Source organism: Microbacterium esteraromaticum (assembly GCF_028747645.1).
Classification (GTDB): domain Bacteria; phylum Actinomycetota; class Actinomycetes; order Actinomycetales; family Microbacteriaceae; genus Microbacterium; species Microbacterium esteraromaticum_C.
Genome location: NZ_CP118100.1, coordinates 2,915,816 through 2,940,854 on the forward strand (window position 1 = coordinate 2,915,816; position 25,039 = coordinate 2,940,854).

Genomic DNA, 25,039 nt, shown 5'->3' on the forward strand with positions numbered 1-25,039 from the left:
ACTTCCCGTGTGAGACATCACACTGGACGCGGTTTCTCACACGGGAAGTGGTTTCTCAGCGGAAGGGAACGCGAGCGCGAGCGACGCGAGCGGCGCGCTAGGCGGGGCCGAGGATGAAGTTCCAGGCGCCGGTCGCGACGGCGGCGATGATGGCGGATGCTGAGATCGCCGCACCGGCGAGCAATAGCATCCACTCGCGGGCGCCGAAGCGCGCGGGGCGCGCCCACGTGCGCCGCACGTCCGCCCCGAACCCACGCGCTTCCATGGCCGTCGACAGCTTCGCCCCACGTCGGATCGACAGCACCAGCAGCGCGAACGCCATCCCCAGGAACCTGCGCACGCGCCCCCGATCGGCGACACCTCGGGCGCGACGCGCCAATTCGAGCGCACGCCAGTCGTCGACGAACAGGCCGACCATGCGCAGTCCCGCCAGCGCCCCCAGCACGAAACGCGCCGGGAGCCGCAGGGTCTGCGCCAGACCATCAGCGAGGTCGGTCGGATCGACGGTGACGAAGAGCACCACCGAGGGCAGTGCGATCGCCAGCACCCGCAGCATGGTCGCTCCCGCCAACGCCAGCGAGCCGTCACTCACCCGCACCAGGAACCACTCGACGTAGACCGTGCCGCTCGGCTCGCCGTACAGCGCAATGGTCACGCCGGTCAGCGGCGCGGCCAGCCACACCGGCCAGGTGCGCACCCAGAATTCCCGCCAGCCGATTCCGGCGAACAGGAACAGCACGCACTCCAACGCCAGCGCGACGGCGGCCGAGACCATGTCGAGGGTGAGGATCAACGGCAGGGCGATCAGCGCACTCGCGCCCAACTTCGCCACCGGGTTGATCTGCGCCATCGCGCCCGTGCGTGCCCGGGTCTCCAGGAGCGTCATGCGCCCACCCCCAGTGTGAAGCGCTCGGCATGCAGGGCTTCGACGACATCGAGGTCATGGGTGACCGTCACCAGCGCGGCGCCATCGTCGCGCAGGTCGGCGAGCATGGCCACGAGTTCTTGCCAGGTGCGGGCGTCCTGCCCGAAGGTGGGCTCGTCGAGCACGAGCACCCGAGGCCGGGTGGCCAGCGCCGCAGCAACGGTGAGCCGCCGCTTCTCGCCACCGGACAGCGTGTACGGGTTGGCCTTCGCGAGCCGTTCCAGCCGCAGCCGTTGCAGCAGTTCGTCGCTGCGGGCGGCGATCTCGCCCTCAGCGAGCCCGAGCGAGCGTGGTCCGACGGCGAGTTCGTCCTGCACCGTGGAGGCCAGCAGTTGGTGCTCCGGTTCTTGGAACACGGTGCCGATGCGCGTCAGCAACTGCCGCGACGCCCACCGGATCGGATGCGGCCCCGCTCCGCCGGCGAGGGCATCCGAGGCCGTCACGGCGCCCGACGCCGGTGGGAGGAGCCCCGCCAGCGTCAGGCCGAGCGTGGATTTTCCGGCGCCGTTCGGCCCGGTGATCGCCAGGGTGGAACCTGCCCGCACGGCCACGTCGATACCGGATGCCACAGTCGTGCCGCGCACGCGCGCCACCGCAAGGTCGTCGCCGCGCAGCAGCACGTCGCCGGGGGCGGATGCCGGTGGTGCGGGATGCTTCGGCGGAAAGCCCGGCACCCACACTCCGGCCTGTGCGAGGCGCTCGCCCTGCGCGGTGAGCACGGCATCCGGATTCCCGTCGGCGATCACCCCGGTTCCGCCGGCACCGTCGTCGCCGATCACGATGACCCGATCGATCAGCGGCAACCAGACGTCGAGTCGGTGTTCGACGACGATCAGCGTGGTGCGCTGCGCGGCCAGCATCCGCTCCACGGCGTCGCGCACCTCGGCGATGCCGTCGGGGTCAAGGTTCGCCGTCGGCTCGTCGAGCAGCAGCAGTCCTGGCCGCATCGCAAGCGACCCGGCGAGCGCGAGGCGCTGCTTCTGCCCACCCGAGAGCGCCTTCGTCGGGCGATCCCGCGGCACGTCGAGGCCCACGGCGTCGAGCGCGGCGTCGACGCGGCGCCAGATCTCGTCCCGGGGCAGGCCGAGGTTCTCACATCCGAAGGCGACGTCGTCGCCGACGCGCGCAAGGATGACCTGCGAGTCGGGGTCCTGCAGCACAAGGCCGGCCCGGCCGCGCGCGGCCGCGGCGGGCAGGCCATCGATGAGCAGCTCACCCTCGGCCTCGCCCTCCTCATCACCGCCGAGCACACCGGCCAGGCCATGCATGAGCGTCGACTTGCCGGCACCCGAGGCGCCGAGCAGCAGTACCCGCTCACCGGGCTCGATGCGCAGCGTGACATCGCGTACCGCCCAGGCGAGGCGACTGGCGTGCCGCCAGCCCCATCCACGCGCCTCGACCGCGGCGGGCGCGATCCCTCCTGACACCATGGCGATCGCCGGTCGGTCAGACCCGCTTGCGCACCTCTCGGCCCGAGCCGAAGCGGTCGAGAGCACCCGTAGCCGCGAGGCCCCGGGCGAGCAGCCAGCCGAGCAGACCGGCGAGTACGGCGCCCGAGATGACGGTGCAGATCAGGTAGACGACGGTGAAGGCTGCGTCGGCACCCGCGAACCACAGGATCATGTTATTGATCCCGCCCAGCAGGGCGGCGCCGGCGCCGGCGAGCATCGCCACGGGCAGCGACCAGACACGGTACGCGAAGAGCAGGAAGATCAGTTCGGCGCCGAGGCCCTGCACGAGTCCGGCCTCAATGGTGAGGAACCCGCCCCACTGTGCGCCGGCCAGGGCCGAGACGACGGCGGCGAGGGTCTCGACGTAGATCGCAGCGCCGGCCTTGCGGATGATGAGGCCACCCAGCACGCCGGCGATCAGCCACGGCCCGTCGAGCAGTCCCTGCACGCCGGGCAGCAGCGGGTCGAGCAGCGCCTTGGGGCCGAGGTAGCCAACGTTCCACAGCAGGAACAGAACACCGCAGGCGACGCCCAGCACGCTGGCGACGACGATGTCGACGATGCGCCAGCGCCAGATCTCGGGGCGCATACGCCCCGTGTTCGTGGACGCGGAACTGGACGTGGACGTGCTCATAGGAACTCCTCCCTGCGCCGGCATGATCCGGATCAGGTTCGACGGTCGAAGCGCTCTTCGCTTCCTCTCAGCCCGGCGGTCCGGACTCCCGTGGTGGTTCATCGATCATATCCCGCCGACCGCACACAGGGACGTTGGGTAGCGTGGACGGGTGACCACCTCCCCCGAGTCCACGCGCCCCGCCACGCGCCGTGAACTGCGCGAGCGTGCCCACCCGCAGACGACGGAGTCCTCTCGTGCTCCGCTGCCCGCATTCGGTGACACACTGCGCACTCCTGACAACACCGTCATTGATGACGTGCCCGCCCCGAACGACGACGCCGTCGACGACGCCGAACGCTTCTCAGACGCGCCGCCCCTGGGCGACACGCGGGCTGCCGCCCCGTCGTGGGATACCGGTTTCGCCGCGTATGCCGTCGATACTGTCGCTGTGGACGCCGTCGAGAACGACCCGGAGCCGGCGTTCCTCAGCGCCTTCGACGATGACGATGCTCCGACGCGCGAGAACCCGGTGCTCTCTCCCGACGCCAGCGAGCCCAGCGGCACCGCCGTCGGTTCGGATGCTGCGGACGAGCCCTCTGCGCCGCAAACGGCTTGGGCGGATGAAAAGCGGCCGCCGACCGCACTGACCTGGCTCGATACCGCGACGTTGAAGGCTGAGTCGCTGCCGGAACCCCGGAGCACGCCCGACCTCCTCGACGGCGCACATCTAGCGCCGAGCTGGCGACGCCCGGGAGTACTGATCCCCCTCGGGATCGTCGGAACCCTGTGCGGCGCATACGTCGCCTCGACTCTGCTGTGGCCGCTCGACGCGGTCGCTCCTGCAGCGGCCGCCGTGAAGACAGAGATCGCGCCGGCAGAAGCGGCAGCTCTCACCTGGCCGGAAACCGGCAGCGCCGCCGTCGCGGTAGAGGGAATCGGGCCCGCCTCATCGACGACCGAGCGCGACGAGATCGCCAGCATCACGAAGGTCGCCACGGTGCTGATGATCCTCGACGAGCTGCCGCTGCAGCCCGGCGAGGAGGGGCCGAGCTTCGCCTTCGACTACGGCGACACGCTGGAGTACTGGCAGTACCGCAACCTGAACCAGTCGGCCCTCGATGTGCCGGTGGGCGGCAGCCTCACGCAGTACCAGATGCTGCAGGGCATTCTGCTCGGCTCGGCCAACAACTACACCGACCGCCTGTCGGACGAGATCTGGGGCTCGGACTGGGCGTTCTCGCAGGCATCCGAGAAGTGGTTGAGTGATCACGGCCTCGGTGGGATCACTCTCGCCTCGCCCTCCGGCTTCAGCGAGTTCAACACGGCTTCGCCCGCAGATCTGACCAAGCTGGGTCAGTTGGCCATGAAGAACCCGGTGGTCGCCGAGATCGTCGCGACGCGTTCTGCGGAGATCCCCGGTGCGGGCACGGTCGAGAACACCAACGGCATGCTCGAGGATGCCGGTGTAGTGGGCATCAAGACCGGCACTCTGTCGCACTGGAACCTGCTGACGGCCAAGGACGTGCCCGTCGGCGGAACGTCCGTGCGCGTCTACGCCTCGGTGCTCGGCCAGGACGACGATGACACCCGCCTCGCCGTGACGCGGCAGCTGTTCGCCGAGGTCGAGAAGTCGCTCGCCGAGCAGCCCGTTGCTGTACCGGCCGGCAGCGTGGTCGGACACGTCACCGCCGAGTGGGGCGGTCGCGTCGAGATCGTGACGGATGCTGACGCCCAGGTCGTGCTCTGGAACGGCGCGACGGCCACCGCCGACACCGAACTCGATCTCGGGGATGCCACGCAGACCGGCACCGTGGTGGGCACGCTCACCGTCGATGGCCCGACCGGAACCGCCGAAACGTCGGTCTCGCTCGCCGATGAGGTCGCGCCGCCGAGCATCTGGTGGCGTCTGACGCACCCGATGGCGCTGTTCGGTATCGACTGACGCATGCGCTGGGACTGGAACTGAGCCCAGCACTGAGACAAGAGCGCCCGCCCCGATTTCCGGGGCGGGCGCTCTCGCGTTGAGGCGCGACGAGTCAGTCCTGGCGGGCCTCGGCGGCGCCGACCTCGACGTCCTCCGCGGCATCGCCGGTGACGATCACGGGGATCGATCCGGTCATGGCCTCTTCGGCGTCGATATCGGTCGCGGCCTGCTCGAACTGCGACTGGTACAGGCGCCAGTAGGCGCCCTGCTGCGCGATCAGCTGCTCGTGGTCACCCTGTTCGACGATGTCGCCGTGCTCCATCACCAGGATCAAGTCGGCATCGCGGATCGTCGACAGACGGTGCGCGATCACGAACGAGGTGCGTCCCTCGCGCAGGGCCGCCATGGCGTGCTGCAGCAGTACCTCGGTGCGGGTATCGACCGCGCTGGTCGCCTCGTCGAGGATGAGGATCGACGGCTGTGCGACGAAGGCCCGCGCGATCGTGATCAGCTGCCGCTCACCGGCCGACACGTTCGAGGCGTCCTCATCGAGCACGGTCTCGTACCCCTCGGGGAGCGAGTGCACGAAGCGGTCGACGTACGTCGCCTCGGCGGCCGCGACGATCTCGTCGTCGGACGCCGACGCGTTGCCGTAGCGGATGTTCTCACGGATGCTGCCGCCGAACAGCCACGGATCCTGCAGCACCATGCCCGTTCGGCCGCGCAGGTCGTCACGCGTCATCTGCGCGATGTCCTGCCCGTCGAGCAGGATGCGTCCGGAGTCGAGCTCGTAGAACCGCATGATGAGGTTCACCAGCGTCGTCTTCCCGGCGCCGGTCGGGCCGACGATGGCGACGGTCTGCCCGGGTTCGACCCGGAACGACAGGTCAGTGATCAGCGGTCGGTCGGGGGTGTACGAGAACGCGACGTGCTCGAACTCGATCACTCCGTGCCCGTCGGTCACCGTCGGGGCGTCCTCGTCGTCGGGATCCTGCTCGTCCGCGTCGAGGAAGTTGAACACACGCTCGGCAGAGGCGGTTCCCGACTGCACGACCGCGGCCATGCCGCCCAGTTCGCTCAGCGGCTGGCTGAACTGCTGCGAGTACTGGATGAACGCCTGCACGTCGCCCAGCCGCAGGTTTCCACTGGCGACCATCAGTCCGCCGAGCACTGCGATGCCGACGTAGGTGAGGTTTCCGACGAAGGTCATCGCGGGCATGATGATGCCCGACAGGAACTGCGCCTTGAAGCTCGCCTGGAACAGCTCTTCGTTCTCGGCTTGGAACTTGTCGAGGGCGTCCTGCTCGCGGCCAAACACCTTGACCAGCGCGTGACCCGAGAACGACTCCTCGACCCGGGCGTTGAGCCTGCCGACCTTGCGCCACTGCATGCCGAAGGCCTTCTGCGAGCGCGGCCCGATGACACCGAAGATGATGCCCATCAGCGGCAGCGAGATCAGCGCGACCAGCGCCAGCTGCCACGAGATCGAGAACATCATGATCAGCACACCGATCACCGTCAGCACCGAGGTGAGCGCCCCCGACAGCGACTGCTGCATCGTCTGGGTGATGTTGTCGATGTCGTTGGTGACGCGCGAGATCAGCTCGCCGCGTTGCACCTTGTCGAAGTACGACAGCGGCAGGCGGTTGATCTTCGCCTCGACGCTCTCACGCAGGCGCCACATGGTGCGCACCATGATCACGTTGATCACGTAGCCCTGGATCCAGCTCAGCAGCGCGGCGACGATGTAGATCGCCATCACCGCGATGATGATCCAGCGCAGGCGCTCGAAGTCGACGCCGTCGCCGACCTGGAAATCGGCCATCGCTCCGACCATGTTGGCGAAGTCGTCCTGACCAGCGGCGCGCAGCGCCTCGACGACCTGATCCTTGCTGGTGCCCGGTGGGAAGCCGGGTGCGCCGCCCATTCCTGTGGCGAGCATGTTCGAGACGAAGCCCTCGTAGACGATGTTGGTCGCCTCGCCGAGCACCTTCGGGGCGATCACGGCGAGCACGACGCCGATCGCACCGAGGAACGAGACGAAGACGAACCAGACCGCCGACGGCTTGAGCAGTCCGATCATGCGGGCGAAGCTCTTGCCGAAGTTGTCGGCCTTGCCCGCGGCCGGGCTGTCCCATCCGCCGCCGTCGAGGCGCGCCTGCTCGGCGAGTTCGGCCTCGTAGGCCTCGTCACCGGTCGCGTCGGTTGCTTCGGTGGACGTCATCGTGGTGTCTTTCGCGTCGCTCATGCGTCCACCCCCAACTGCGAATCGACGATCTCGCGATAGGTCTCGCTGCTGGCGAGCAACTCGTCGTGGGTGCCGACGCCGGCGAGCGCGCCGTCTTCGATCACGACGATGCGGTCGGCATCGGTGATAGTCGACACGCGCTGCGCGACGACGATCTTGGTCACGTCCGGCAGCTCGCGCCATAGCGCCTGGCGCAGCCGGGCATCCGTGGTCAGGTCGAGCGCCGAGAACGAGTCGTCGAACACGAGCACCTTCGGCTGATGCACGATCGCCCTGGCGATCGCGAGGCGCTGCCGCTGACCACCTGAGACGTTCGTGCCGCCCTGGGCGATGCGCGATTCGAGCCCCTCGGGCATCTCTTCGACGAAGTCACGCCCCTGAGCGATCTCAAGGGCCTTCCAGAGTTCCTCGTCGGTCGCGTCCTCACGGCCGTAGCGCAGGTTGGATGCCACCGTGCCGGTGAACAGGAACGGACGCTGCGGCACCAGACCGATGTCCTGCCAGAGCGCGTCGACGTCGGCCTCTCGCACGTCGACACCGCCGACGCGCACGGCACCGCCGGTGACGTCGAACAATCGCGGGATGAGCGAGACCAGGGTGGTCTTGCCCGAGCCCGTCGACCCGATGATCGCCACGGTCTCGCCGGGGGATGCGCCGAAGCTGATGCCGCTGAGCACGGGCGCCTCGGCGCCGGGGTAGGTGAACTCGACGTCGTCGAAGACGACGGCCCCGGGCTCGGGGAACGCGGTGGTGCCGTTCTCGGGGCGGGTCATCGACGCCTCGGCGTCGAGCACCTCACCGACGCGCTCGGCCGAGACCGCAGCGCGCGGGATCATCATCGCCATGAAGCTCGACATGATCACGCCCATCATGATCTGGCCGATGTACTGCATGAACGCGAACAGGGTGCCGACCTCGACACCACCCTGGTTGATCTCGATGCCGCCGAACCAGATCACCGCGACGACGGTGACGTTGAGGATCAGCATGAACAGTGGGAACAGCAGCACGAACAGCGAGCCGATCTTGCGGCCCAGCACCATCAGGTCGGTGTTCGCGACCCGGAACCGCTGCTCTTCGATGCGCTCGCGCACGAAGGCGCGCACGACGCGCACACCCGTGAGTTGCTCGCGCATGATGCGGTTGACGGTGTCGAGCTTGCTCTGGTTCGCGCGGAACAGCGGCACCATGCGGCTGATGATCAGCACGGCGACGACGAGCAGCACGGGAACCGACACGGCGATCAGCCAGCTCAGGCCGACATCGGTCTGCACCGCCATGATGATGCCACCGATGGCCAGCAGCGGCGCGGTCACGAACATCGTCGCGCCCATCATCGCCAGCATCTGCACCTGCTGCACGTCGTTGGTGTTGCGGGTGATCAGCGAGCCGGCGCCGAACTGCGAGACCTCACGCTCGGAGAACCCGCTCACACGCGAGAAGACGTCGGCGCGAATGTCACGGCCGACCGACATGGCGGCCTTCGCGGCGAAGAACGTCGCGATGATCGAGGCGAGGATCTGACCGAGCGAGACGGTCAGCATGAAGGCGCCGTGCGACCAGATGTAGCCGATGTCGGCACGGGCGACGCCCTTGTCGATGATGTCGGCGTTCAGGCGCGGCAGGTACAGCGATGCCATGGCGCTGGCGAACTGGAACACCAGCACGCCCAAGAGCAACCATCGGTATCTGGAGAGATAGCGGACGAGGATTTTTCCCAGCACAGGCGGACTTCCTTGCGAGATTCAGTGGGGCCGAGAAGGGGCCACAGGTTAGCGTGCCACGATCCACCGACATTCGTATCCCCCTGGAGGATGACCTTCGCTGACAGCGAAACGCACGAATAGACTCGCTGAAGCGATGCGAAGGGAACACATGCGCGACGACGAGACGGCCGCACCCGCGGTTCTGATGGTGTGCGACTACTCGCTGCAGTACCTCGGCGGCGCGCAGACCGCGTTCCTGCGACAGGCCGAGGCCCTGGCGGATGAGGGCGTCCGCGTGGTGGTGCTCGCGCCCGATGCCGACTCCCTCGCCCTGCGCAGGGCGGACGCCGCGATGTCGGATGCCGTCCGGCATCCGATCGTCACGATCGCACCACCCCGCCGCGGGACCATCCCGGTGCTCGATCTGCCGCTGCTCGGCCGCGCCGGTGATCTCGAGCCGCTCGTGGCCGCCACCATCCGTCGGCACGGCGTCGGCGCCGTCGTCGTGCATTCGGAGTTCGCGCTGGCCGCCGCCGCGATCGCCGTCGCCGCGCGCACGGGCATCCCCTCACTGCACACGGTGCACACGTTCTTCTGGCGCGCGCCCGCCGTTCTCGCGCCGTTCGCGCCGATCGTGACGAAGGTGCATGCGACACTCACCGGCATCCGCGAGGGCAAGCGATTCACCGGCAGCCACCCGCTCAACAACGCGCTGCGCACGATGACCCTGCGCGTCGCCGAGCGCGCCGACATCGTCCTCTCCCCCTCCAAGCATCAGGCCGAAGCACTGCGCGAGGCCGGCGCCGCACGCGTCGAGGCGTTCTCGAACGTGGCGCAGCCGCTGCGCCTGGCATCCGCCCCTTCCGCAGACGGTCCGCTCCGGTTGCTGTGGGTCGCGCGGTTCGCGCCCGAGAAGCGCCTCGACGTCGCCCTCGACGCGATGCGTCTCGTGGTCGACCGGCTCGGCCCCGACCGTGTGCGGCTCGATGTGGCCGGCGGCACGCACCGTGCCGTGCCGGGCGTCGAGTTCCACGGCCCCGTCCCGGGTGAGCGCGTGGGTGAGCTGATGGATGCCGCCGATGCCGCGCTGATCACCTCGCACGGGTTCGACAACCAGCCCATGGTCGCTCTGGAGGCCTTCGCGCACGGGCGCCCGGTCATCGTCAGCGATCCGGTGCTCGCGACAGAGTTCGGCGACGCCGCGCTGGGCACGCCGACCCCGGATGCCGCCGGGCTGGCCGATCTGATCCTGCGCCTGGAGGCGGACCGCGGTGTGCTCGCCGCGCACCGCGAGGCCGCCGTGGCCTACGCCGACGAGCGCCAGCCAGCCGCGCACGTCGCGCGTCTGCAGCAGCTCATCGCCTCGGTGGACTGAACCGCCGGCATCCGATCAGAACAGCGGCTTCTCCGGAACGAACTCGCGCGCCCCCGCGCCCGCGGCATCCGCCAGCCCGGCGATCGTCGCGGGCTGCCACTTCGGCTGACGATCCTTGTCGACGAGCTGCGCGCGGATTCCCTCGACCAGGTCGGGGTGGTGGTGGGCGAACCACATCACTCGGCGGTACTCGCCGACCAGTGCCTCACGCACGCCGCTCATCGTGCGTGCTTCGCGCACCGCGTCGAGCGTGACGGCGAGTCCGGTGGGCGAGAGCTCTTCGAGCGTCGCGAGAGCGGATGCTGCCCCCGGGGCATCCGATGCGCGCAGGCGCTCGACGATCTCACCGACGGTGTCGGCCGAGAACGCCTCGTCGACCCACGCCCGGTCATCGGGCAGCGACGACGGCTCGGGGGTCTCGTCGAACAGCAGCACCAGCTCATTCGGTGTGCCGGGGTCGGCGCGGTGCGCAAGCGCGTCGCGCACGGCGTCGAGGTTCTCGGACGGCACGAAGTGATCCGCGAAGCCGAGGTGGATGGCATCCGCCCCGTTCATGCTGCGCCCGGTGAGCCCGAAGTACTCACCCATGCGTCCCGGCGCGCGGCCCAGCAGCCACGTGCCGCCGACGTCGGGGGTGAAGCCGATGCGCGTCTCGGGCATCGCGAGGCGCGACCGTTCGGTGACGACCCGCACGGCGGCGTGGCCGGCCAAACCGATGCCACCGCCCATCGTGATGCCGTCGGCGAAGACGACGACCGGCTTCGGGTACTCGGCGATGAGCGCGTTCATGGCGTACTCGGCACGGAAGAAGTCGGCCACTCGGTCGGCGTGGCCCGACACGATCTGGTCGTACAGCGCACGCACATCGCCGCCGGCGCACAGACCGCGATCACCCGAGCCGTCGATGAGAACGGTCTGCACATCGCTGTCGTCGATCCAGGCGGTCAGGGCCGCCGTGATCTGCTCGATCATGCCCAGGTCGAGGGCGTTGATCGCCCGCGGACGGTTCAGGGTGATGCGCCCCAGGGAGTTCTCGGTGCGCACGAGGACGGTGGCTTCTTCGACGTCTGTCACGATCGTCAGGCTACTCGGCTTCGCGTTCCGCACGCATTTTCCGGTGCGGGATGGGCGTTTCCCGGCAGGTGAGCCGTCGATTCTGCAGGATTTCCGCGAAGATGGGATGAACTGGCAGACAACAGGGGGAATCACCATGCCTGAAGGACAGGTGCTTGAGTTCACCGGCGTCACCAAGCGTTTCAACACGGTGACCGCGGTCTCAGAGCTCTCCGTGCGCGTCGAACCGGGAGTTGTGACCGGGTTCCTCGGACCGAACGGTGCCGGCAAGACCACCTCGCTGCGGATCATGCTGGGCCAGATCAAACCGACCTCCGGCACGGCCACGATCGGCGGAGTCCCCTATTCCGACCTGCGCCAGCCGCTGCGCACCGTCGGCGCGGTCCTCGAAGAGTCCGCGTACCGTCCGCGCCGCTCGGCGATGCGCCACCTGCTGATCGCGGCCAAGGCCAACGGCATCCCCGTCGAGCGCGTCGATGAGGTGCTGCGCCTCGTCGGGCTGCAGGATGACGCCGACACACGTCTGGGCAGCTACTCCCTGGGAATGCGCCAGCGCCTGGCCGTCGCGACCGCGCTGCTCGGCGACCCCGGTGTGCTGGTGCTCGACGAGCCCGCGAACGGACTCGACCCCGAGGGCATCCGCTGGATGCGCCTGCTGATGCGCCGCCTCGCCGACGAGGGACGCACCGTGCTCGTGTCTTCGCACGTGCTCAGCGAGATCGAACAGGTCGCCGACAACGTGGTGGTGCTCTCGCGCGGACGCGCGGTCTTCTCGGGCAGCATGGATGAACTCGCCGATCCTTCCGGCGGCGCCGTGGTCGTGGATGCCACCGACCGCGCCGCGCTGGTGACGGCGCTGACCGCGGCCGGATTGAGCTTCGATCTGTTGCGCTCGGGCGTCACGGTGCGCGATTCGGATGCCGCCCGCGTCGGCGCCGTCGCCGCCGAGGCCGGCATCGCCTTGAGCACTCTTCAGCAGCGCGGCCCGAGTCTGGAAGAGGTCTTCCTCGACCTCGTCTACGGGCGCCGCGCCGACAGCCCGCGCCTGGATCAGGTCGCGAACCCTGTCGCGCACGCCCCCGAGAGTTCCGCTGACCCGGTCGGCGACGCCGCACTGGTCGCGGGCGGGGTTCCGCTCGCAGGAGCGGCCGCCGTGATCGCCGACGGTGGCGTCGTCGCCGCAGCCGGCGTCGGATACGGCACCGCGCCGATCGACATCGTGCGCCCGGAGGGCTCCGAATCGGATGCTGCTGAGCCAGCGGATGCTGCGGATGAGGCGCCCGCCGAGGAGGTACCCGCCGAAGAGGCGCCTGCCGACCAGACCGAGGCCGATGAGACCGAGACCGTCGGTGACGACGCCGCACCTATCGAGGGCACAGCCGCCGACGCTGGTGTGGCCGAGGACGCGTCCGAGGCCGAGGCCGAGGCCGAGGCGACCGGGCTCGAAACTCCTGTGATCGATGAGCATTCGGTCACGGGCGAGACCACGGTTATCGACGCAGCGCCGGCTTCAGCCGACGAGTCGTCCCCTGTCGAAGACATCTCCGCGACGGTCAGCGCGCTGTTCGGCGACGCGGCACCCGTTGCCGACGCTGCGCACCACGAGCCGCTGCCGGCCGAGGGCTCTACCGCAGAAGACGCCGCCCCGAGTGACGACGCCGCGTCTGACGAATCCGCGCCCGAACCGCACGACGAGCATGTTCCGGTCGACGAGACCGCCGCTGCCGACGAGAGCGACACCACCGATGACGAGGTGCCGAGTGACGAGGCGCCGGCTGACGAGGCGCCGGCTGACGAAACGCCGGCTGACGAGGCAGAGCGCACCGACGAGCGCGTGCAGGCAGACGGTGAGCCGAACGCCGACGCCGCACCGGCGGTCACCGAGATCATCGACGAGATCGACATCACGGTGGCGTGGGCTCCGCGCACGGCCGATGCCACAGCATCCGATGAGGCCGACGCTGAGGTTCCCGGCGTTCTGCCCCTGGCGACCGAAGCGGTGTCGCTGCCACCGTCGCCCACGGTGACGTCGTTCACCGAGCTGATCACGGGAATCCCCGCCGACTCGGCCGACGAAGCCGCACCCGCGACCGAAGCGATCTCGGTCGAGGCTGTGTCGGTGCTGCACGACGACGATGACGACTCGACCGTCGATGACGACGAGGACGACCCGCGTCTCGCCGCAATGCGCACCTCGCTGTCGTCAGCGGCCAGCCGGTTCTTCGATGGCCCGGCGCCGGATTACCCGTACACGCGGGCCGATATCCGCGCCAGTGCCCACGCGGCCGAGCAGGCCGGGGCCGCCGCTGAAGCCGCGCAGCCGGAACAGACCGACTCCGAGCAGGACGACTCCGAGCAGGACGGCTCCGCACAGGACGACCAGTCCGCAGACACGGACCGCGACGAGAACGCTCGCGACTGACAGCCGCCGCGTGCCCTGCTCAGGCGGGGCGCGGGCGGATGACCGGACGCTGGGGCTTCAGCGTGGGGATCGGCGCCGTCGAGGCGATGTCGACGACGTCCTCGGGATGCTCGGTGACATCCAGGCGCAGTGCCTGGGTGAGCGCCAGCCCGTGTCGGGTGGTGAGGATCAGCCGCTGGTACTGCGGGTCACCGTCGAGGTCGATCACGACGCTCGGACGCCGGCGGCGGATCAGCACGAAATCGGTCGTACCCGTGCCCTTCCAGGTTCCCGCGGCCAGGATGCCGGGAATGTACGTGCCCGGTCCCGGTACTCCGCGCATCCAGGTCCAGGCGTCCTCCGTCAGCTGCACCTTCGTGATGTGCTCGCGCTCGACGCGCACATTGTCGCGGTGGAACGTCGACGCCCGCTCGATCGGGGACAGCACGACTTCCAGTCGTGTCTGATCCAACAGCAACGTCACCATGTCTCCAGTGTGCCAGCGCAGTCCGGTCGGATGCTGGCGACTTGCTCACAGGACCGCAACGATACTTCTGTGGCCATCCACAACGTTGGAAATCCCAGATGATGTGATCGCCCGTCGGCGCGTCGCGCCATGACACGCCGAGTCACCGGCATCCGCTCTGGGATTTCCGACACCACCCGCACGACGACACCACCCGCGCGGGCTGGACGACGCTCAGGCCGAAGCGGCCGCGGCCGCCGGCAGTGCAGCCTCGATCGCGGCGAGTTCCTGCTCGCCGTGCGCCGCAGTGAGGAACCACGCCTCGAACACGCTCGGCGGCAGCGCCACTCCCTGCTCGCGCATCGCGTGGAAGAAGGGCGCATAGCGGAACGACTCCTGCGCCTGAGCCTGCGCGTAGTCACGAGGCACGTCGGCGGCGAAGGCGACGCCGAACAGGTTTCCGGCGCGCGGCACGGTGTGCACGACGCCGGCGTCCGTCAGCGCGGCATCGAGAGCGGATGCCAGACGCTCGGCCGCCCGGTCGATGCCGGCGTACACCTCGGGCGTCGCCAGTCGCAATGTGGCGAGCCCTGCGGCGACCGACAGCGGGTTCCCTGACAGGGTGCCCGCCTGATAGACGGGCCCCACCGGAGCGAGCAGATCCATCACCTCGGTGCGACCACCGAGCGCGGCGAGCGGCATACCCCCGCCGACGACCTTGCCGAAGGTGATGATGTCGGGCTGGTAGGTCTCGCCGGCCTCCTGCTGCAGACCCCAGAATCCGGCGGGGTGCACCCGAAAACCGGTGAGCACCTCATCGAGGATCATCAGGGCACCGTGGGCATGAGCGGTCTCGGCGATCAGACGGTTGAAGCCCGGCAGCGGGGGCACGACGCCCATGTTGGCCGAGGCGGCCTCGACGATCACCGCGGCGATGCGGTCGCCGTGCTCGGCGAAGACCGCCGCCAGCGCGTCAGGGTCGTTGTAGTCGATGACGAGGGTCTGCGCGGCGATCGGGGCCGGAACGCCCGCGGACCCGGGCAGCGCGAGCGTCGCGACGCCCGAACCGGCGGCGGCCAGCAGGCCGTCGGAGTGACCGTGGTAGTGGCCGGCGAACTTCACCAGCAGATCGCGGCCGGTGGCTCCGCGCGCGAGGCGGATGGCCGTCATCGTCGCCTCGGTGCCCGTCGACACCAGGCGCACGCGCTCAACCGGACGCGCGTCACCGTGACGCACGCGCTCCGAGATCAGCTGGGCGAGTTCGACCTCACCTTCGGTGGGTGCGCCGAACGACAGCCCCCGCGTCGCGGCCTGCTGCACCGCGTCGACGACCTCGGGGTGCGCGTGGCCGAGCAGCGCGGGGCCCCATGAGGCGACGAGGTCGAGGTAGGTGCGGCCGGCGGCGTCGGTCACCGTCGCGCCGGAGGCGGATGCCAGGAATCGCGGCGTCCCGCCGACAGAGCCGTATGCGCGTACCGGCGAGTTCACGCCCCCGGGAATCACGGCACGGGCGGCGTCGAACAGGGAGTCATTGCGGTCGCTCATGATCTCCAGCGTAGGACCTGCCCCTATGCGCCCCGTCAAGGAAGCGCGGCGGGACTCGGCCTAGCGGGTACGCAGCCAGTGAGCCGCTTCGGCGGCCCAGTACGTGAGCACCGCGTCGGCTCCGGCGCGGCGGATCGACGTCAGCGACTCCAGGATCGCGGCGCGGCGGTCGATCCAGCCGTTTGCGGCGGCGGCCTCGATCATCGCGTACTCACCGGACACCTGATACGCCCACACGGGTACGTCGACGGCGTCGCGCACCTCGCGCAGCACATCGAGGAACCCCATCGCGGGCTTGACCATCACGATGTCGGCGCCCTCGTCCTGATCGAACAGCGCTTCGCGCACGCCCTCGCGACGGTTGCCGGGATCCATCTGGTAGGTGCGTCGGTCGCCCTGCAACTGCGAATCGACGGCCTCGCGGAACGGCCCGTAGAACGCGCTGGCGTACTTGGCCGAGTAGGCCAGCAGCAGCACGTCGGCGAAGCCCTCTTCGTCCAGCGCTTGACGCACGGCTGCAACCTGGCCGTCCATCATGCCGCTCAGACCGAGCAGTTGAGACCCCGCTCTGGCCTGTGCGAGCGCCATGGCGGTGTAGCGCTCGAGAGTGGCGTCATTGTCGACGACGGTGCCCGATGCGCTCAGGACCCCGCAGTGCCCGTGATCGGTGAACTCATCCAGGCACAGGTCGGTCTGCACGACGAGCGCATCGCCCACCTCAGCGGCGAGGGCCTCCGTCGCGACGTTCAGGATGCCCTTCGGGTTATCGGCGCCCGAGCCGGTGGCATCGCGTCGGGCGGGCACACCGAACAGCATCACTCCGCCGAGGCCCAGCTCGGCAGCATCCGCCGCCGCCTTCTTCAGCGAGTCGAGCGTGTGCTGCACCACGCCGGGCATCGAACCGATCGCGGCGGGCTCGGTGAGCCCCTCTCGCACGAACATCGGCAGCACGAGCTGACGCGCCTCCAGCGAGGTCTCACGCACAAGCTCGCGCACGGGCGCGGACTGACGCAACCGGCGCAACCGCGCCTCAGGAAAACGGCTCACGGCGCGAACTCGTCGGCGGCGTGCGGAAGCGTGAAGTGCGACACCGTCTCGATCAGCGCGTCGACGGTCTGCTTGTCGGCGATGGCGGCGATGGTCAGGCCCGCACGGCGGGCGTCGTTCGCGGTGCGGGGGCCGATAGCCGCCAGCAACGTGCTGTCGGGGATCTCGGGGAACTGCTCGCGCACCTGCCCGGCGACCGAGCCACTGGTGATGAGGATCGCGTTGATCCGCCCGTTCTCGACGTCGCGGCGGATGCGGTCGGTGACCGGCACGCCCACCGTGCGGTAGGCAACCACGCTGTCGACGTCGTGCCCGGCGTCCTTGAGCATGACCGACAACACGGGCTTGGCGATCTCACTGCGCAGCGACAGCACACGCCGGGGGTCGGGCTCCAGGGCGATCATCTGCTCGGCCATACCGGCCGCCGAATTGTCGAGATCGGGCACGAGCGCTACCTCGTAGCCGACGGCCTGCAGAGCGGCCGCGGTGGTCTCGCCGACGGCCGCGATCCTGGTGCTGCGCGGCACCTCCACGCGGTGCGCAAAGAGCACATCGACGGTGGTGGCGCTGGTGATGGTGAGCCAGTCGTACTCCCCCGCGGCCAGTCGCGCCAGGGCGGCGTCCAGCGCGTCCTGGTCGGTCGTGGGGGCGAAGTTGATCAGCGGTGCCACCACCGGCACGGCGCCCTGCGAGCGCAGGCTCGCAGCGACACTGTCACCCCACGGGCCACCACGGGGTACGAGAACTCGCCAGCCGTCCAGCGGCCGGGCCGTCTTTGTTTCGGAAGCAGTCATCAGGTTCACTCTCGCGGGAGAAGGTCGGCCGCTCCCTGTTCGAGCAGCCGATGGGCCGCAGATTCGCCGATGCCACGGGCTACGCGCATCGGGTCTGCACCATCGGCAGCATCCGCACCGTTGCCGCTGCCGTTTCGTCGAATATACCCCCGGTTCAGGGACTCGGTGACATCAAGTCCGATCCGGCGGCCACCGCCGGGCTCGTAGACCACAGCGCGCACGCGGATGCTGTCGCCGGTCACCACCGCGTGGGCGGCCATCGGCGCCTGGCATCCGACGTCGAGTCCGGCGAGGATCGCCCGCTCGACCGTGACGGCGAGGCGGGTGTCTTCGTCATCGAGCTGTGCGAGCGCGGCCAGCAGTTCCTGCGGGGCGTCGACGGTCGTCTCGACAGCGAGTGATCCTTGTCCGGGTGCGGTCGGCCACTCGCTCAATCCGAGCTCTTCGCGGTGCAGCCGCATCTCGGGCCGCAGGCGGGAGAGCCCCGCGGCGGCGAGGATGACGGCATCCAGCTCGCCCGACGACACCCGCTCGAGGCGCGAATCGACGTTGCCGCGGATGTCGACGACCTCGGCGTGCGGTGCACGGCGACGCACCTGGGCGATGCGCCGTGGTGCGCCGGTGCCGACCTTGGCGCCGCGGCCCATCTCGTGCAACGGGGTGCCGTCGCGGGTGATGACGACGTCGCGGGCATCCGCCCTGGACGGGGTCGCCGCGATTGTCAGCTCGGCCGGGATGGCGGTCGGCAGGTCTTTGAGGGAGTGCACGAGGATGTCGCACTCCCCGGCGACGAGCGCCTCACGCAGCCGGTTGGCGAAGATCCCCGTGCCGCCGATCAGTGACAGGGAAGCCCGGTTCGTGTCACCCTCCGACACGATCGGCACGAGCTCGACAGGGCGTCCAGCGACCTCGGCCAACGCGTCGGCGACATGACCGGACTGCGCCTGCGCGAGCGGGCTGCGGCGCGTGCCGAGACGGATCGGGGCCGCGGTGCTCACTGCAGCACGTCGGCGATCTCGTCGAGGCGCAGGCGACGCCCGGTGTAGAAGGGCACCTCTTCCTTCACATACTCACGAGCCTCGGTGTAGCGCAGGTCGCGCATCAGGTCGACGAGCTCGGTGGGGTCGTCGGCTTCGAGAGGCAGCAGCCATTCGTAGTCGCCCAGTGCGAAGGCAGCGACAGTGTTGGCGATCACGCCGGTGAAGGCGGCGCCGCGTCGACCGTGGTCTGCCAGCATGCGCCGGCGGTCGTCCTCGTCGATCAGGTACCACTCGGGCGTGCGCACGAAGGGGTACAGGCACAGCCAGCCCTTCGGCTCGATGCCCCGCAGGAAGCCGGGCACGTGTGCGCGGTTGAACTCGGCGTCACGGTGCACGCCCATCACGTTCCACACCGGCAGCAGCGTGCGCAGCAACTCGGTGCGACGCAGGCGCCGCAGCGCCTGCTGCAGCTCTTCGGCGATGTCGCCGTGCAGCCACACCATCAGATCGGCGTCTGCCTTCAGCCCGCTGACGTCGTAGAACCCGCGCACGGCGACGCCGGAGTCCTCGATATGGCCGACGATCGTCTCGAGCTCGGTCGCATCGGTCTCACGGACCGGTGCATCGGGGTTGCGGCGCCACACGGCCCACAGGGTGAATCCGGACGGGGAGTCAACACGAGGTTCCGACATGTCTCCAGTGTGCCTCGTGAACGCCAGGACAGCGAACCGGGGCCGGCATATCGGGGTTTCAGCGCGACGCGGCGCGGGCGATCAGCCAGACGATACCGCCGACGACGGCCGCGACACCGGCGACGGCCGCCGCTGCGCCCACCGGGTTGCGCTGCGCGAACGCGCGCGCCTGCACGATGCCGCGCTGCGAGGCCTTCTCGATGCGGCGTGGGAAGTTACCGCGCACCTCGATCGCGGCGAGGGCCGCCTTGAGTTCCGCGCGAGCGGACTCCACCGGGTCGGTGATGCCGTCCGGCACTGCGGTGCGGGGAAGAGGCGTCGGATGCTGGGATTCAGAGTTCGTCATGGCCTGCCTCCTTCACCAGACGGACGTCGGTGGCGACGGCCTGCCCGGGGTTCTGTCGTTTCATGATCTTGCGGAAGCGCAGGACGCCGAGCAGCGCGAAGACGACCATCGCGAGTAGCAGGAACCCGAACACCGACAATGCGGCGACCCATGCGGGCCACCACGACGAGAGCCCGATGATCGCGAACGCGAGCAACACGGGGATCGCCCAGAACAGCAGGAACAGCGTGATGATGAACCACAGGCTGCCGAACATGCCGTCCTTGGCGGTGCGACGCACCCAGGCCTTGGCTGCTTCGACCTCGGCGACGACGAGGTTGCGCACCAGTTCGGGCAGATCGCCGAGCAGCGTCAGCAGGCTGTCGTCGGCGCGGTCGCGGTATCCGCGGCGCATGTCAGGACCCGTTCTTCTTAGAGGTGCTCTTCTTCGCAGCGGACTTCTTCGCGTCCTCGACCGTGTCTTCGGCAGCGTCGGCGACCTCTTCGACGGCGTCCTTGGTCGCGTCGATCGCGCCGTCGAGCTTCTCACCCGGCGTTCCCGCCGACGAGACCGCCTTCACGACCTTGACGGCGCCGTTCCAGACGGCACCCGGTACGGCGGCGGCCTGCGACTTGGCGAACTGCTGCACGCGCTCGACCTGGTGCTGCACCGGATCGGTGTGCCACAGCTTCAGCCACTGCGTCTTGATCTGCTCGTAACGCTCGCGCCCCGCGCGCGTGCCGAGCACGTATCCGACGCCGAGCCCGACGACGAGTCCGATCTTCCCCTTCATGGGAGCCTCCTGACTTCCTGTTGCGGCGTCTCCACCGGGCCGGAACTCGCCGGACCCCGCGCGATCGGTCTCCAGCGTAGTCGCATATTCCTGGCTCGGCATCTACGGTTGTGCGATGCCGCCCGGCGGTGTAATGCCGCGGAGTGCGGCGCTCAGTCCTCCCAGAGCAGCGCGCTGCGCAACCGGTCGGTCTCGGCGATGGCATCCGGGATCACCTGCGCAAGCCCCGTTCCGGCCATCCACGCGCCGACCACGGCGAGACCCGGGATCTGCTGCACAGCCTCGCGCGCGGCGGCGCGGCGCTCGCCCGCCCCGATGAGCGAAACGGGCTGCGCCTGAACGAAGCGTGCCCGATGCGCGGCCAGCAGCTGCTCGGGTGCGAGATCAACCCCGAGGAGCGCGGATGCCTCAGACATCGCCAGCTCTGCTGCCGCGTCGTCATCCAAACCGACGGTGGGCGCGACCTCGCCCTGGGTGCCGAACGAGACGCGGACGACGTGGTGACCATCCGCGGCATCGCGCAGCCAGCCCCACTTGGCAGTGGAGTGGGTCAGCGCCTTGGCGACGTGGCTTCCGGGTACGGTGAGCACTCCGCTCCCCCGCGGGACGTCGTCGAGGGCGGGCGCCTGTAGCAGGAGCGTGACGAGCTCGATCTCGGGGGCATCGCCCGAATCGCCGAGCTCGGGCGCGTGAGCACCGAGCAGCGCGCGCGCCGCGGGCTCGGGGGTGGCGATGATCACACCCGTGGCGGCCAGCGACTTCTGCTCTGGTTCCGCGGTCCCGAGCGCCGATTCTTCGTCAGCGGCGGCATCCGCAGCACCCTCGTCGGGGGCATCCGGCGTCGTCTCGTACGCGACCACCCACGCCGCGCCTTCGCGCACCACAGAGGTCACCCGCGCGCCGGTGCGCACCTCGACGCCGTAGGTCACGAGGTCGTCGCGCAGCGCCTCGACCAGCCTGCCCATCCCCCCGATCAGGCCGAGCACCGCCGACCCCGGTGCCTTTCCGGGGTCGCGGGCATCGCGCTGCGCGAGCAGCGTGCCGACAGCACCGCTGAGCGACCCCGTGCGGGTGAGTGCGGCGTTGAGTCCGGGAGCGGCGACCTCGGTGTCGATGTCACCGGGCAGCGCCGAGTACACACCGGCGGTCACGGGCGCGACCAGTCGGTCGTGCACGCGATCGCCCATGCGGGCGCGCACGAGTTTGCCGAGGCTGTGCTCGTGGCCGATTGTCAGCGGGGGGCGCAGGCGATCCACGTAAGCACGCCAGGCGCCGCGCCAGCCGATGATGCGGCGCACGTCGTCCTGGAACGGATTGGCCGGGATGCCGAGCAGACCGCCGACCGGGAGCGGAGCATCCGGGGCATCCGGAATCCCGCTCAGCCATGCCCCGCCTCCCTCGGGCGCCACCACCAGGTCGCTGAGCCCGAGCTCATCGACCAGCGCGCGCACGTGCCCGCCGCGGGTCGCGAAGCTCTCGGCGCCCGCGTCGACGACCAGGCCGTCGAGCTCAGCAGTGCGGATGCTGCCGCCGAGAGCATCCGTCGCCTCGAGCACCGTCACACGCATGCCCACCTTGGCGCACTCGCGCGCCGCGACAAGACCACCGATGCCACCGCCGACGACGACGACGTGCTGTTCAGCGGCGCGGGCGGCCAGTGCGGGGGCGGCGTGTTCGGTCATGCTCTGATTCTTCCACCGCCGTCTATGCGAATTCCCCGGTGCGGGCCGGGCGAAAGCCCCTGGCGGGCGAACGCCTGCGAAGATGGGGGGATCAACGAGAACTCGCGCCTGGAGCTGCCAATGGACTCTCGGATGCTCACCACCGAGAAGCTGCGTGCGCTGCGGCGTCCCCCGGAAGAGCTCAAGAAGTCCGACCAGCAGGACCAGCGCGTGCACAACAGGACGCTGCTGTTGCGCTTGCTTCGGGCCGAAGGCCCGCGCACGCGACCGCAGCTGTCACGCCTCTCGGGCCTCTCGGTACCGGCCGTCACGACGTTGATCGGGGAATTGTCCGATGCCGGGGTGGTGTGCGATATCGGCATCGACGGCGCTGCGCGCGTGGGAAAACCTGCTAGCTACGTGCAGATCAACGATGACGGTGCGTTCGTCGTCGCGGTCGATACCACCGCACGTGGTGGCTTCGTCGGGGCGGTCTTCAACCTCGCCGGCGAAGAGAAGCTTCGCCTCACGCACCCGCACGACGGCACACCGGGCACCGCACTCGATGTGCTGATGGAACTGCTCGACACCCTGATCGACGCGGCGCCACTGCCGCTCGTCGGCATCGGGGTCGCCTCGCACGGCCTCGTCGACGACGCGGGCATCGTGCACCTGGCGAACAGGTTCGACTGGCGTGAACTTCCGCTCGGCTCACTCATCGCCGAGAAGACCGGGCTGCCGACCATCATCGGCAATGACGTAGACCTGATGGCGCTCGGCATTCGCCGATTCCGCCGGCGCTCCGACAGAGATCTCATTGCGATCGCGATCGACCACGGTGCGGCTGGGGCGGCCTTCATCGACGGGCGGATTCTGCTCGGCGAGCAGTTCGCCGCGGGCGAGCTCGGTCACCTGAAGATGCGCGATCACGGTCACTTGTGCCCCTCTTGCGGCGGGCGCGGGTGCCTGGACACGATCGTCAGCGGCGACGCGCTCCGCCAGGCTCTGGCGCAGGCCCCGCAAGACCGGGAGGCGCTGTTGGCGGATGCTGGTCAGGTGCTCGGTGACGCGCTCGCCCCTGTCGTCAACTTCCTCAATGTCAGTGAGGTCGCCGTCATCGGGGACCCCGAACTCGTACCGGGCACGTTCCTGCACGCCGTCGATGAGACGGTTCGCTCCCGGATCATGCCGGCGATGGCCGGAGACGTGCTCATCGACGCGTACACGGATGGCACCTCGCTCGCGCTGATCGGAGCGGCGAGCGAGGTGTTCTCCCGTGAACTAGGCCTGGTCTGAGGATCGGCTACCGGCTGCGTCAACGAGCCCGTCAGCCAGCGCGACCGCAACCCGGCGATAGTGATCGGGATCCGCGGGGAAAGACGTGAGCGTCAGATCGGCCGACGGATCGACGATGGCGCGCACGTTCCCATCCGAAGTACATCGTGCCAGCATCGCCATCGCCCGATGGTCCACGAACGCTTCTGCGACGACACGATGCCGGATCGACTCCCAAGGTCTGCCCTCGGGTCCCGGGTACACAAGGAACGCGTCGCCCCCGAGGAAGGCGCTCCCCGCCGTGGTATCGCGGAACGGGTCGATTCGTCGTCGCGACAGGAAGGAGTTGTAGAAGTTGAACCCCCAGTGCAGGAATCCCTCCGCACCAGTCAGATACAACTGCGCGCCCAGCACCCGGCTGCGAGACGAGGGCAGGGCCATGAACCTATTCGCCACCCGCCGGCTCTGCGCAACGCAGTAGTACAGCCACATCGATGGGACCCCGGCGTCGAGGAACGCATCGGCATGATCGTTCGACACGATCGGAAGGGCCACGAGGCCCTTCGAGTGCAGCTCGAGCTCGGCGAGCGCGTCGATGACCGTGCACCCTTCCAGCAGATCGGCCACGATTCCCCACGCCGTAGCGAAGGACTCGAGATGCGCAAGCGTGGGTTCGTCGGAGACGTGGAAGAAGACCCGGTCCAGCCCCCACTCCTCGTCGAGCACCCGACGCAGTGCCGGCAGCATCTGTTCGAGCAGTCGCCGGTATCGGGGGTCATCGGCAGGTACATGCCACCCGAACCGCTGCTCTGGCCCTTCCGGCGTGTCGACGATCATCGGCGGTGTCGCCCGCGCACCCCACTGCGTGAACAGGTGCACGATCTCGAGATTGCGGATGCCGACCTTGCGGCAGACCGTCATCCATCTGCGCACCCCGCTGAAGTCGAACTCGTACTGTTCCTCGCCGCGATCGATGATCCGCAGCAACTGCGTAGGTGTTCGCCGCTCTGTGACGCCGGTGTCCAGCGCGGCAGTCCACACCGGGGTGAGGATCGTGTTGACCCCGGCGCGTACGGCCGACTCGAGGAAGTTCTCGATCGCCGCCCAGTGCGGCTCCGAGAAGACCCCGAAGCCGTAGTAATCGGCGAGTCCGTCGCAGTGGAACCACTCGGTGTGTGCGATCTCGAGCGGCGCGAGGTCCACGGAAGGCACGCGCACCGGCACCTGGAACTCGCCGATCACGCATTCATCGGCGAGGCTGTGCACTCGCACGAGCACGGTCTGGTCACCGCTTGCCGCCTCGGCGTCGGCAATGACATCGACCCACAGAGCTCGCCACTGACCAACGACCGGCTGGAGCCTGGCGTGAGGCGCAGGGCGCAGCAGATCGGGGAACAACCCTGGGCCGGTGCGCAGGTACCCCTCATCCGCGTCCTCGAAGGCGGCGAGGTCGTTGGGAACCAAGTCGACCACGCTGACGTCGGCGCGCAGGCCCGGCGGTGCGACGATCTCGAGTTCGACGTCACCGAGCCGTGTCGACTCCCGCAGGCGCGGCGGTCGCACAGCGATCTGGAATGACGCGAGCTGCCCGCGGTAAGCCACCAACGGGACGGACTCGGTGAACGGCCTGGGCGCCTGATCTGGGAACACCTTCTCAAGCGAGTCGCAGAGAACGGTCTGCCAGGTGCTGTGTGGGGTCAACAAAGGGCTCCTTCAACGGGATGGGGTGGGGAGAGAGGA

The 25,039-nt window shown here is 69.2% G+C and carries 21 protein-coding genes and 1 riboswitch; of the genes, 4 read left to right on the forward strand and 17 right to left on the reverse strand.

Annotated elements, in window-relative coordinates; translation table 11 throughout:
• Window positions 1-97 precede the first annotated feature (97 nt).
• The 3 genes from PTQ19_RS14045 to PTQ19_RS14055 form a co-directional block, all read right to left on the reverse strand.
• Window positions 98-886 (reverse strand): energy-coupling factor transporter transmembrane component T family protein, encoded by a 789-nt coding sequence (locus PTQ19_RS14045; protein WP_274367783.1) that lies wholly within the window; start codon window positions 884-886, stop codon window positions 98-100.
• The gene (locus PTQ19_RS14050; protein WP_274367784.1) at window positions 883-2,355 is read right to left on the reverse strand and encodes an ABC transporter ATP-binding protein; all 1,473 of its coding nucleotides are present in this window, start codon (window positions 2,353-2,355) and stop codon (window positions 883-885) included. Before PTQ19_RS14050 ends, PTQ19_RS14045 begins: the two co-directional genes overlap by 4 nt.
• A 16-nt stretch (window positions 2,356-2,371) precedes the next feature.
• Window positions 2,372-3,010, reverse strand: coding sequence for an ECF transporter S component (locus PTQ19_RS14055; RefSeq protein ID WP_206821536.1), 639 nt, complete (start codon window positions 3,008-3,010; stop codon window positions 2,372-2,374).
• A riboswitch (TPP riboswitch) is annotated at window positions 3,003-3,112 on the reverse strand. Its footprint overlaps the gene before it by 8 nt.
• A gap of 49 nt (window positions 3,113-3,161) precedes the next feature.
• Here PTQ19_RS14055 and PTQ19_RS14060 point away from each other — a divergent pair.
• Complete coding sequence (locus tag PTQ19_RS14060) at window positions 3,162-4,934, forward strand: D-alanyl-D-alanine carboxypeptidase family protein (RefSeq protein ID WP_274367785.1); 1,773 nt, start codon at window positions 3,162-3,164, stop codon at window positions 4,932-4,934.
• A 94-nt stretch (window positions 4,935-5,028) separates the two neighbouring features.
• Here PTQ19_RS14060 and PTQ19_RS14065 read toward each other — a convergent pair whose 3' ends face one another.
• Both PTQ19_RS14065 and PTQ19_RS14070 read right to left on the reverse strand, forming a co-directional pair.
• Window positions 5,029-7,164, reverse strand: coding sequence for an ABC transporter ATP-binding protein (locus PTQ19_RS14065; protein WP_274367786.1), 2,136 nt, complete (start codon window positions 7,162-7,164; stop codon window positions 5,029-5,031).
• A complete protein-coding gene (locus tag PTQ19_RS14070) occupies window positions 7,161-8,888 on the reverse strand; it encodes an ABC transporter ATP-binding protein (protein ID WP_274367787.1) in 1,728 nt (575 codons plus the stop codon). The genes PTQ19_RS14065 and PTQ19_RS14070 overlap by 4 nt, the downstream gene beginning before the upstream one ends.
• A gap of 151 nt (window positions 8,889-9,039) precedes the next feature.
• Between PTQ19_RS14070 and PTQ19_RS14075 the strand changes: the two genes are divergently transcribed.
• Entirely contained in the window at window positions 9,040-10,245 is a 1,206-nt protein-coding gene (locus PTQ19_RS14075) for a glycosyltransferase family 4 protein (protein ID WP_274367788.1), read from the forward strand.
• A 15-nt stretch (window positions 10,246-10,260) separates the two neighbouring features.
• Here PTQ19_RS14075 and PTQ19_RS14080 read toward each other — a convergent pair whose 3' ends face one another.
• A complete protein-coding gene (locus tag PTQ19_RS14080; protein WP_274367789.1) occupies window positions 10,261-11,319 on the reverse strand; it encodes an enoyl-CoA hydratase/isomerase family protein in 1,059 nt (352 codons plus the stop codon).
• A gap of 136 nt (window positions 11,320-11,455) precedes the next feature.
• Here PTQ19_RS14080 and PTQ19_RS14085 point away from each other — a divergent pair, with 136 nt between their 5' ends.
• Window positions 11,456-13,741, forward strand: coding sequence for an ATP-binding cassette domain-containing protein (locus tag PTQ19_RS14085; RefSeq protein WP_274367790.1), 2,286 nt, complete (start codon window positions 11,456-11,458; stop codon window positions 13,739-13,741).
• 19 nt (window positions 13,742-13,760) lie between these two features.
• Here the strand turns inward: PTQ19_RS14085 and PTQ19_RS14090 are convergent, their stop codons facing one another.
• The 10 genes from PTQ19_RS14090 to PTQ19_RS14135 form a co-directional block, all read right to left on the reverse strand.
• On the reverse strand, window positions 13,761-14,207 hold the full coding sequence (locus PTQ19_RS14090; RefSeq protein ID WP_274367791.1) for a hypothetical protein: 447 nt from the start codon (window positions 14,205-14,207) through the stop codon (window positions 13,761-13,763).
• 213 nt (window positions 14,208-14,420) lie between these two features.
• On the reverse strand, window positions 14,421-15,731 hold the full coding sequence (gene hemL, locus PTQ19_RS14095) for a glutamate-1-semialdehyde 2,1-aminomutase (RefSeq protein WP_206551054.1): 1,311 nt from the start codon (window positions 15,729-15,731) through the stop codon (window positions 14,421-14,423).
• Between the two features lie 60 nt (window positions 15,732-15,791).
• On the reverse strand, window positions 15,792-16,778 hold the full coding sequence (hemB, locus tag PTQ19_RS14100) for a porphobilinogen synthase (RefSeq protein ID WP_274367792.1): 987 nt from the start codon (window positions 16,776-16,778) through the stop codon (window positions 15,792-15,794).
• The gene (locus PTQ19_RS14105; protein WP_179409785.1) at window positions 16,775-17,572 is read right to left on the reverse strand and encodes a uroporphyrinogen-III synthase; all 798 of its coding nucleotides are present in this window, start codon (window positions 17,570-17,572) and stop codon (window positions 16,775-16,777) included. The genes hemB and PTQ19_RS14105 overlap by 4 nt, the downstream gene beginning before the upstream one ends.
• Window positions 17,573-17,577: 5 nt before the next feature.
• Window positions 17,578-18,570 carry a hydroxymethylbilane synthase gene (gene hemC / locus PTQ19_RS14110; RefSeq protein WP_274367793.1) on the reverse strand — a complete coding sequence of 331 codons (993 nt, stop codon included), beginning with the start codon at window positions 18,568-18,570 and terminating at the stop codon, window positions 17,578-17,580.
• Window positions 18,567-19,244 (reverse strand): hydrogen peroxide-dependent heme synthase, encoded by a 678-nt coding sequence (hemQ, locus tag PTQ19_RS14115; RefSeq protein ID WP_274367794.1) that lies wholly within the window; start codon window positions 19,242-19,244, stop codon window positions 18,567-18,569. Before hemQ ends, hemC begins: the two co-directional genes overlap by 4 nt.
• 58 nt (window positions 19,245-19,302) lie before the next feature.
• Entirely contained in the window at window positions 19,303-19,590 is a 288-nt protein-coding gene (locus tag PTQ19_RS14120; RefSeq protein WP_179409782.1) for a hypothetical protein, read from the reverse strand.
• Window positions 19,577-19,984 (reverse strand): phage holin family protein, encoded by a 408-nt coding sequence (locus tag PTQ19_RS14125; RefSeq protein WP_274367795.1) that lies wholly within the window; start codon window positions 19,982-19,984, stop codon window positions 19,577-19,579. Before PTQ19_RS14125 ends, PTQ19_RS14120 begins: the two co-directional genes overlap by 14 nt.
• Before the next feature lies 1 nt (window position 19,985).
• On the reverse strand, window positions 19,986-20,363 hold the full coding sequence (locus PTQ19_RS14130; RefSeq protein ID WP_274367796.1) for a hypothetical protein: 378 nt from the start codon (window positions 20,361-20,363) through the stop codon (window positions 19,986-19,988).
• A gap of 152 nt (window positions 20,364-20,515) precedes the next feature.
• On the reverse strand, window positions 20,516-22,045 hold the full coding sequence (locus tag PTQ19_RS14135; protein ID WP_274367797.1) for a protoporphyrinogen/coproporphyrinogen oxidase: 1,530 nt from the start codon (window positions 22,043-22,045) through the stop codon (window positions 20,516-20,518).
• 132 nt (window positions 22,046-22,177) lie between these two features.
• Between PTQ19_RS14135 and PTQ19_RS14140 the strand changes: the two genes are divergently transcribed.
• Entirely contained in the window at window positions 22,178-23,320 is a 1,143-nt protein-coding gene (locus PTQ19_RS14140) for an ROK family protein (protein ID WP_274367798.1), read from the forward strand.
• Here PTQ19_RS14140 and PTQ19_RS14145 read toward each other — a convergent pair.
• Window positions 23,306-25,000 (reverse strand): DUF4091 domain-containing protein, encoded by a 1,695-nt coding sequence (locus tag PTQ19_RS14145; RefSeq protein WP_274367799.1) that lies wholly within the window; start codon window positions 24,998-25,000, stop codon window positions 23,306-23,308. The two genes, PTQ19_RS14140 and PTQ19_RS14145, sit on opposite strands and share 15 nt — an antisense overlap.
• Between the last annotated feature and the right edge of the window lie 39 nt (window positions 25,001-25,039).

Bases quoted from the DNA above. Each gene is read 5' to 3' on its own strand.
- PTQ19_RS14045 (WP_274367783.1), bottom strand. From the start codon at position 886: ATGACGCTCCTGGAGACCCGGGCACGCACGGGCGCGATGGCGCAGATC.
- PTQ19_RS14050 (WP_274367784.1), bottom strand. From the start codon at position 2,355: ATGGTGTCAGGAGGGATCGCGCCCGCCGCGGTCGAGGCGCGTGGATGG.
- PTQ19_RS14055 (WP_206821536.1), bottom strand. From the start codon at position 3,010: ATGAGCACGTCCACGTCCAGTTCCGCGTCCACGAACACGGGGCGTATG.
- PTQ19_RS14065 (WP_274367786.1), bottom strand. From the start codon at position 7,164: ATGAGCGACGCGAAAGACACCACGATGACGTCCACCGAAGCAACCGAC.
- PTQ19_RS14075 (WP_274367788.1), top strand. From the start codon at position 9,040: ATGCGCGACGACGAGACGGCCGCACCCGCGGTTCTGATGGTGTGCGAC.
- PTQ19_RS14085 (WP_274367790.1), top strand. From the start codon at position 11,456: ATGCCTGAAGGACAGGTGCTTGAGTTCACCGGCGTCACCAAGCGTTTC.
- PTQ19_RS14090 (WP_274367791.1), bottom strand. From the start codon at position 14,207: ATGGTGACGTTGCTGTTGGATCAGACACGACTGGAAGTCGTGCTGTCC.
- hemL (WP_206551054.1), bottom strand. From the start codon at position 15,731: ATGAGCGACCGCAATGACTCCCTGTTCGACGCCGCCCGTGCCGTGATT.
- PTQ19_RS14105 (WP_179409785.1), bottom strand. From the start codon at position 17,572: ATGACTGCTTCCGAAACAAAGACGGCCCGGCCGCTGGACGGCTGGCGA.
- hemQ (WP_274367794.1), bottom strand. From the start codon at position 19,244: ATGTCGGAACCTCGTGTTGACTCCCCGTCCGGATTCACCCTGTGGGCC.
- PTQ19_RS14120 (WP_179409782.1), bottom strand. From the start codon at position 19,590: ATGACGAACTCTGAATCCCAGCATCCGACGCCTCTTCCCCGCACCGCA.
- PTQ19_RS14125 (WP_274367795.1), bottom strand. From the start codon at position 19,984: ATGCGCCGCGGATACCGCGACCGCGCCGACGACAGCCTGCTGACGCTG.
- PTQ19_RS14130 (WP_274367796.1), bottom strand. From the start codon at position 20,363: ATGAAGGGGAAGATCGGACTCGTCGTCGGGCTCGGCGTCGGATACGTG.
- PTQ19_RS14135 (WP_274367797.1), bottom strand. From the start codon at position 22,045: ATGACCGAACACGCCGCCCCCGCACTGGCCGCCCGCGCCGCTGAACAG.
- PTQ19_RS14140 (WP_274367798.1), top strand. From the start codon at position 22,178: ATGCTCACCACCGAGAAGCTGCGTGCGCTGCGGCGTCCCCCGGAAGAG.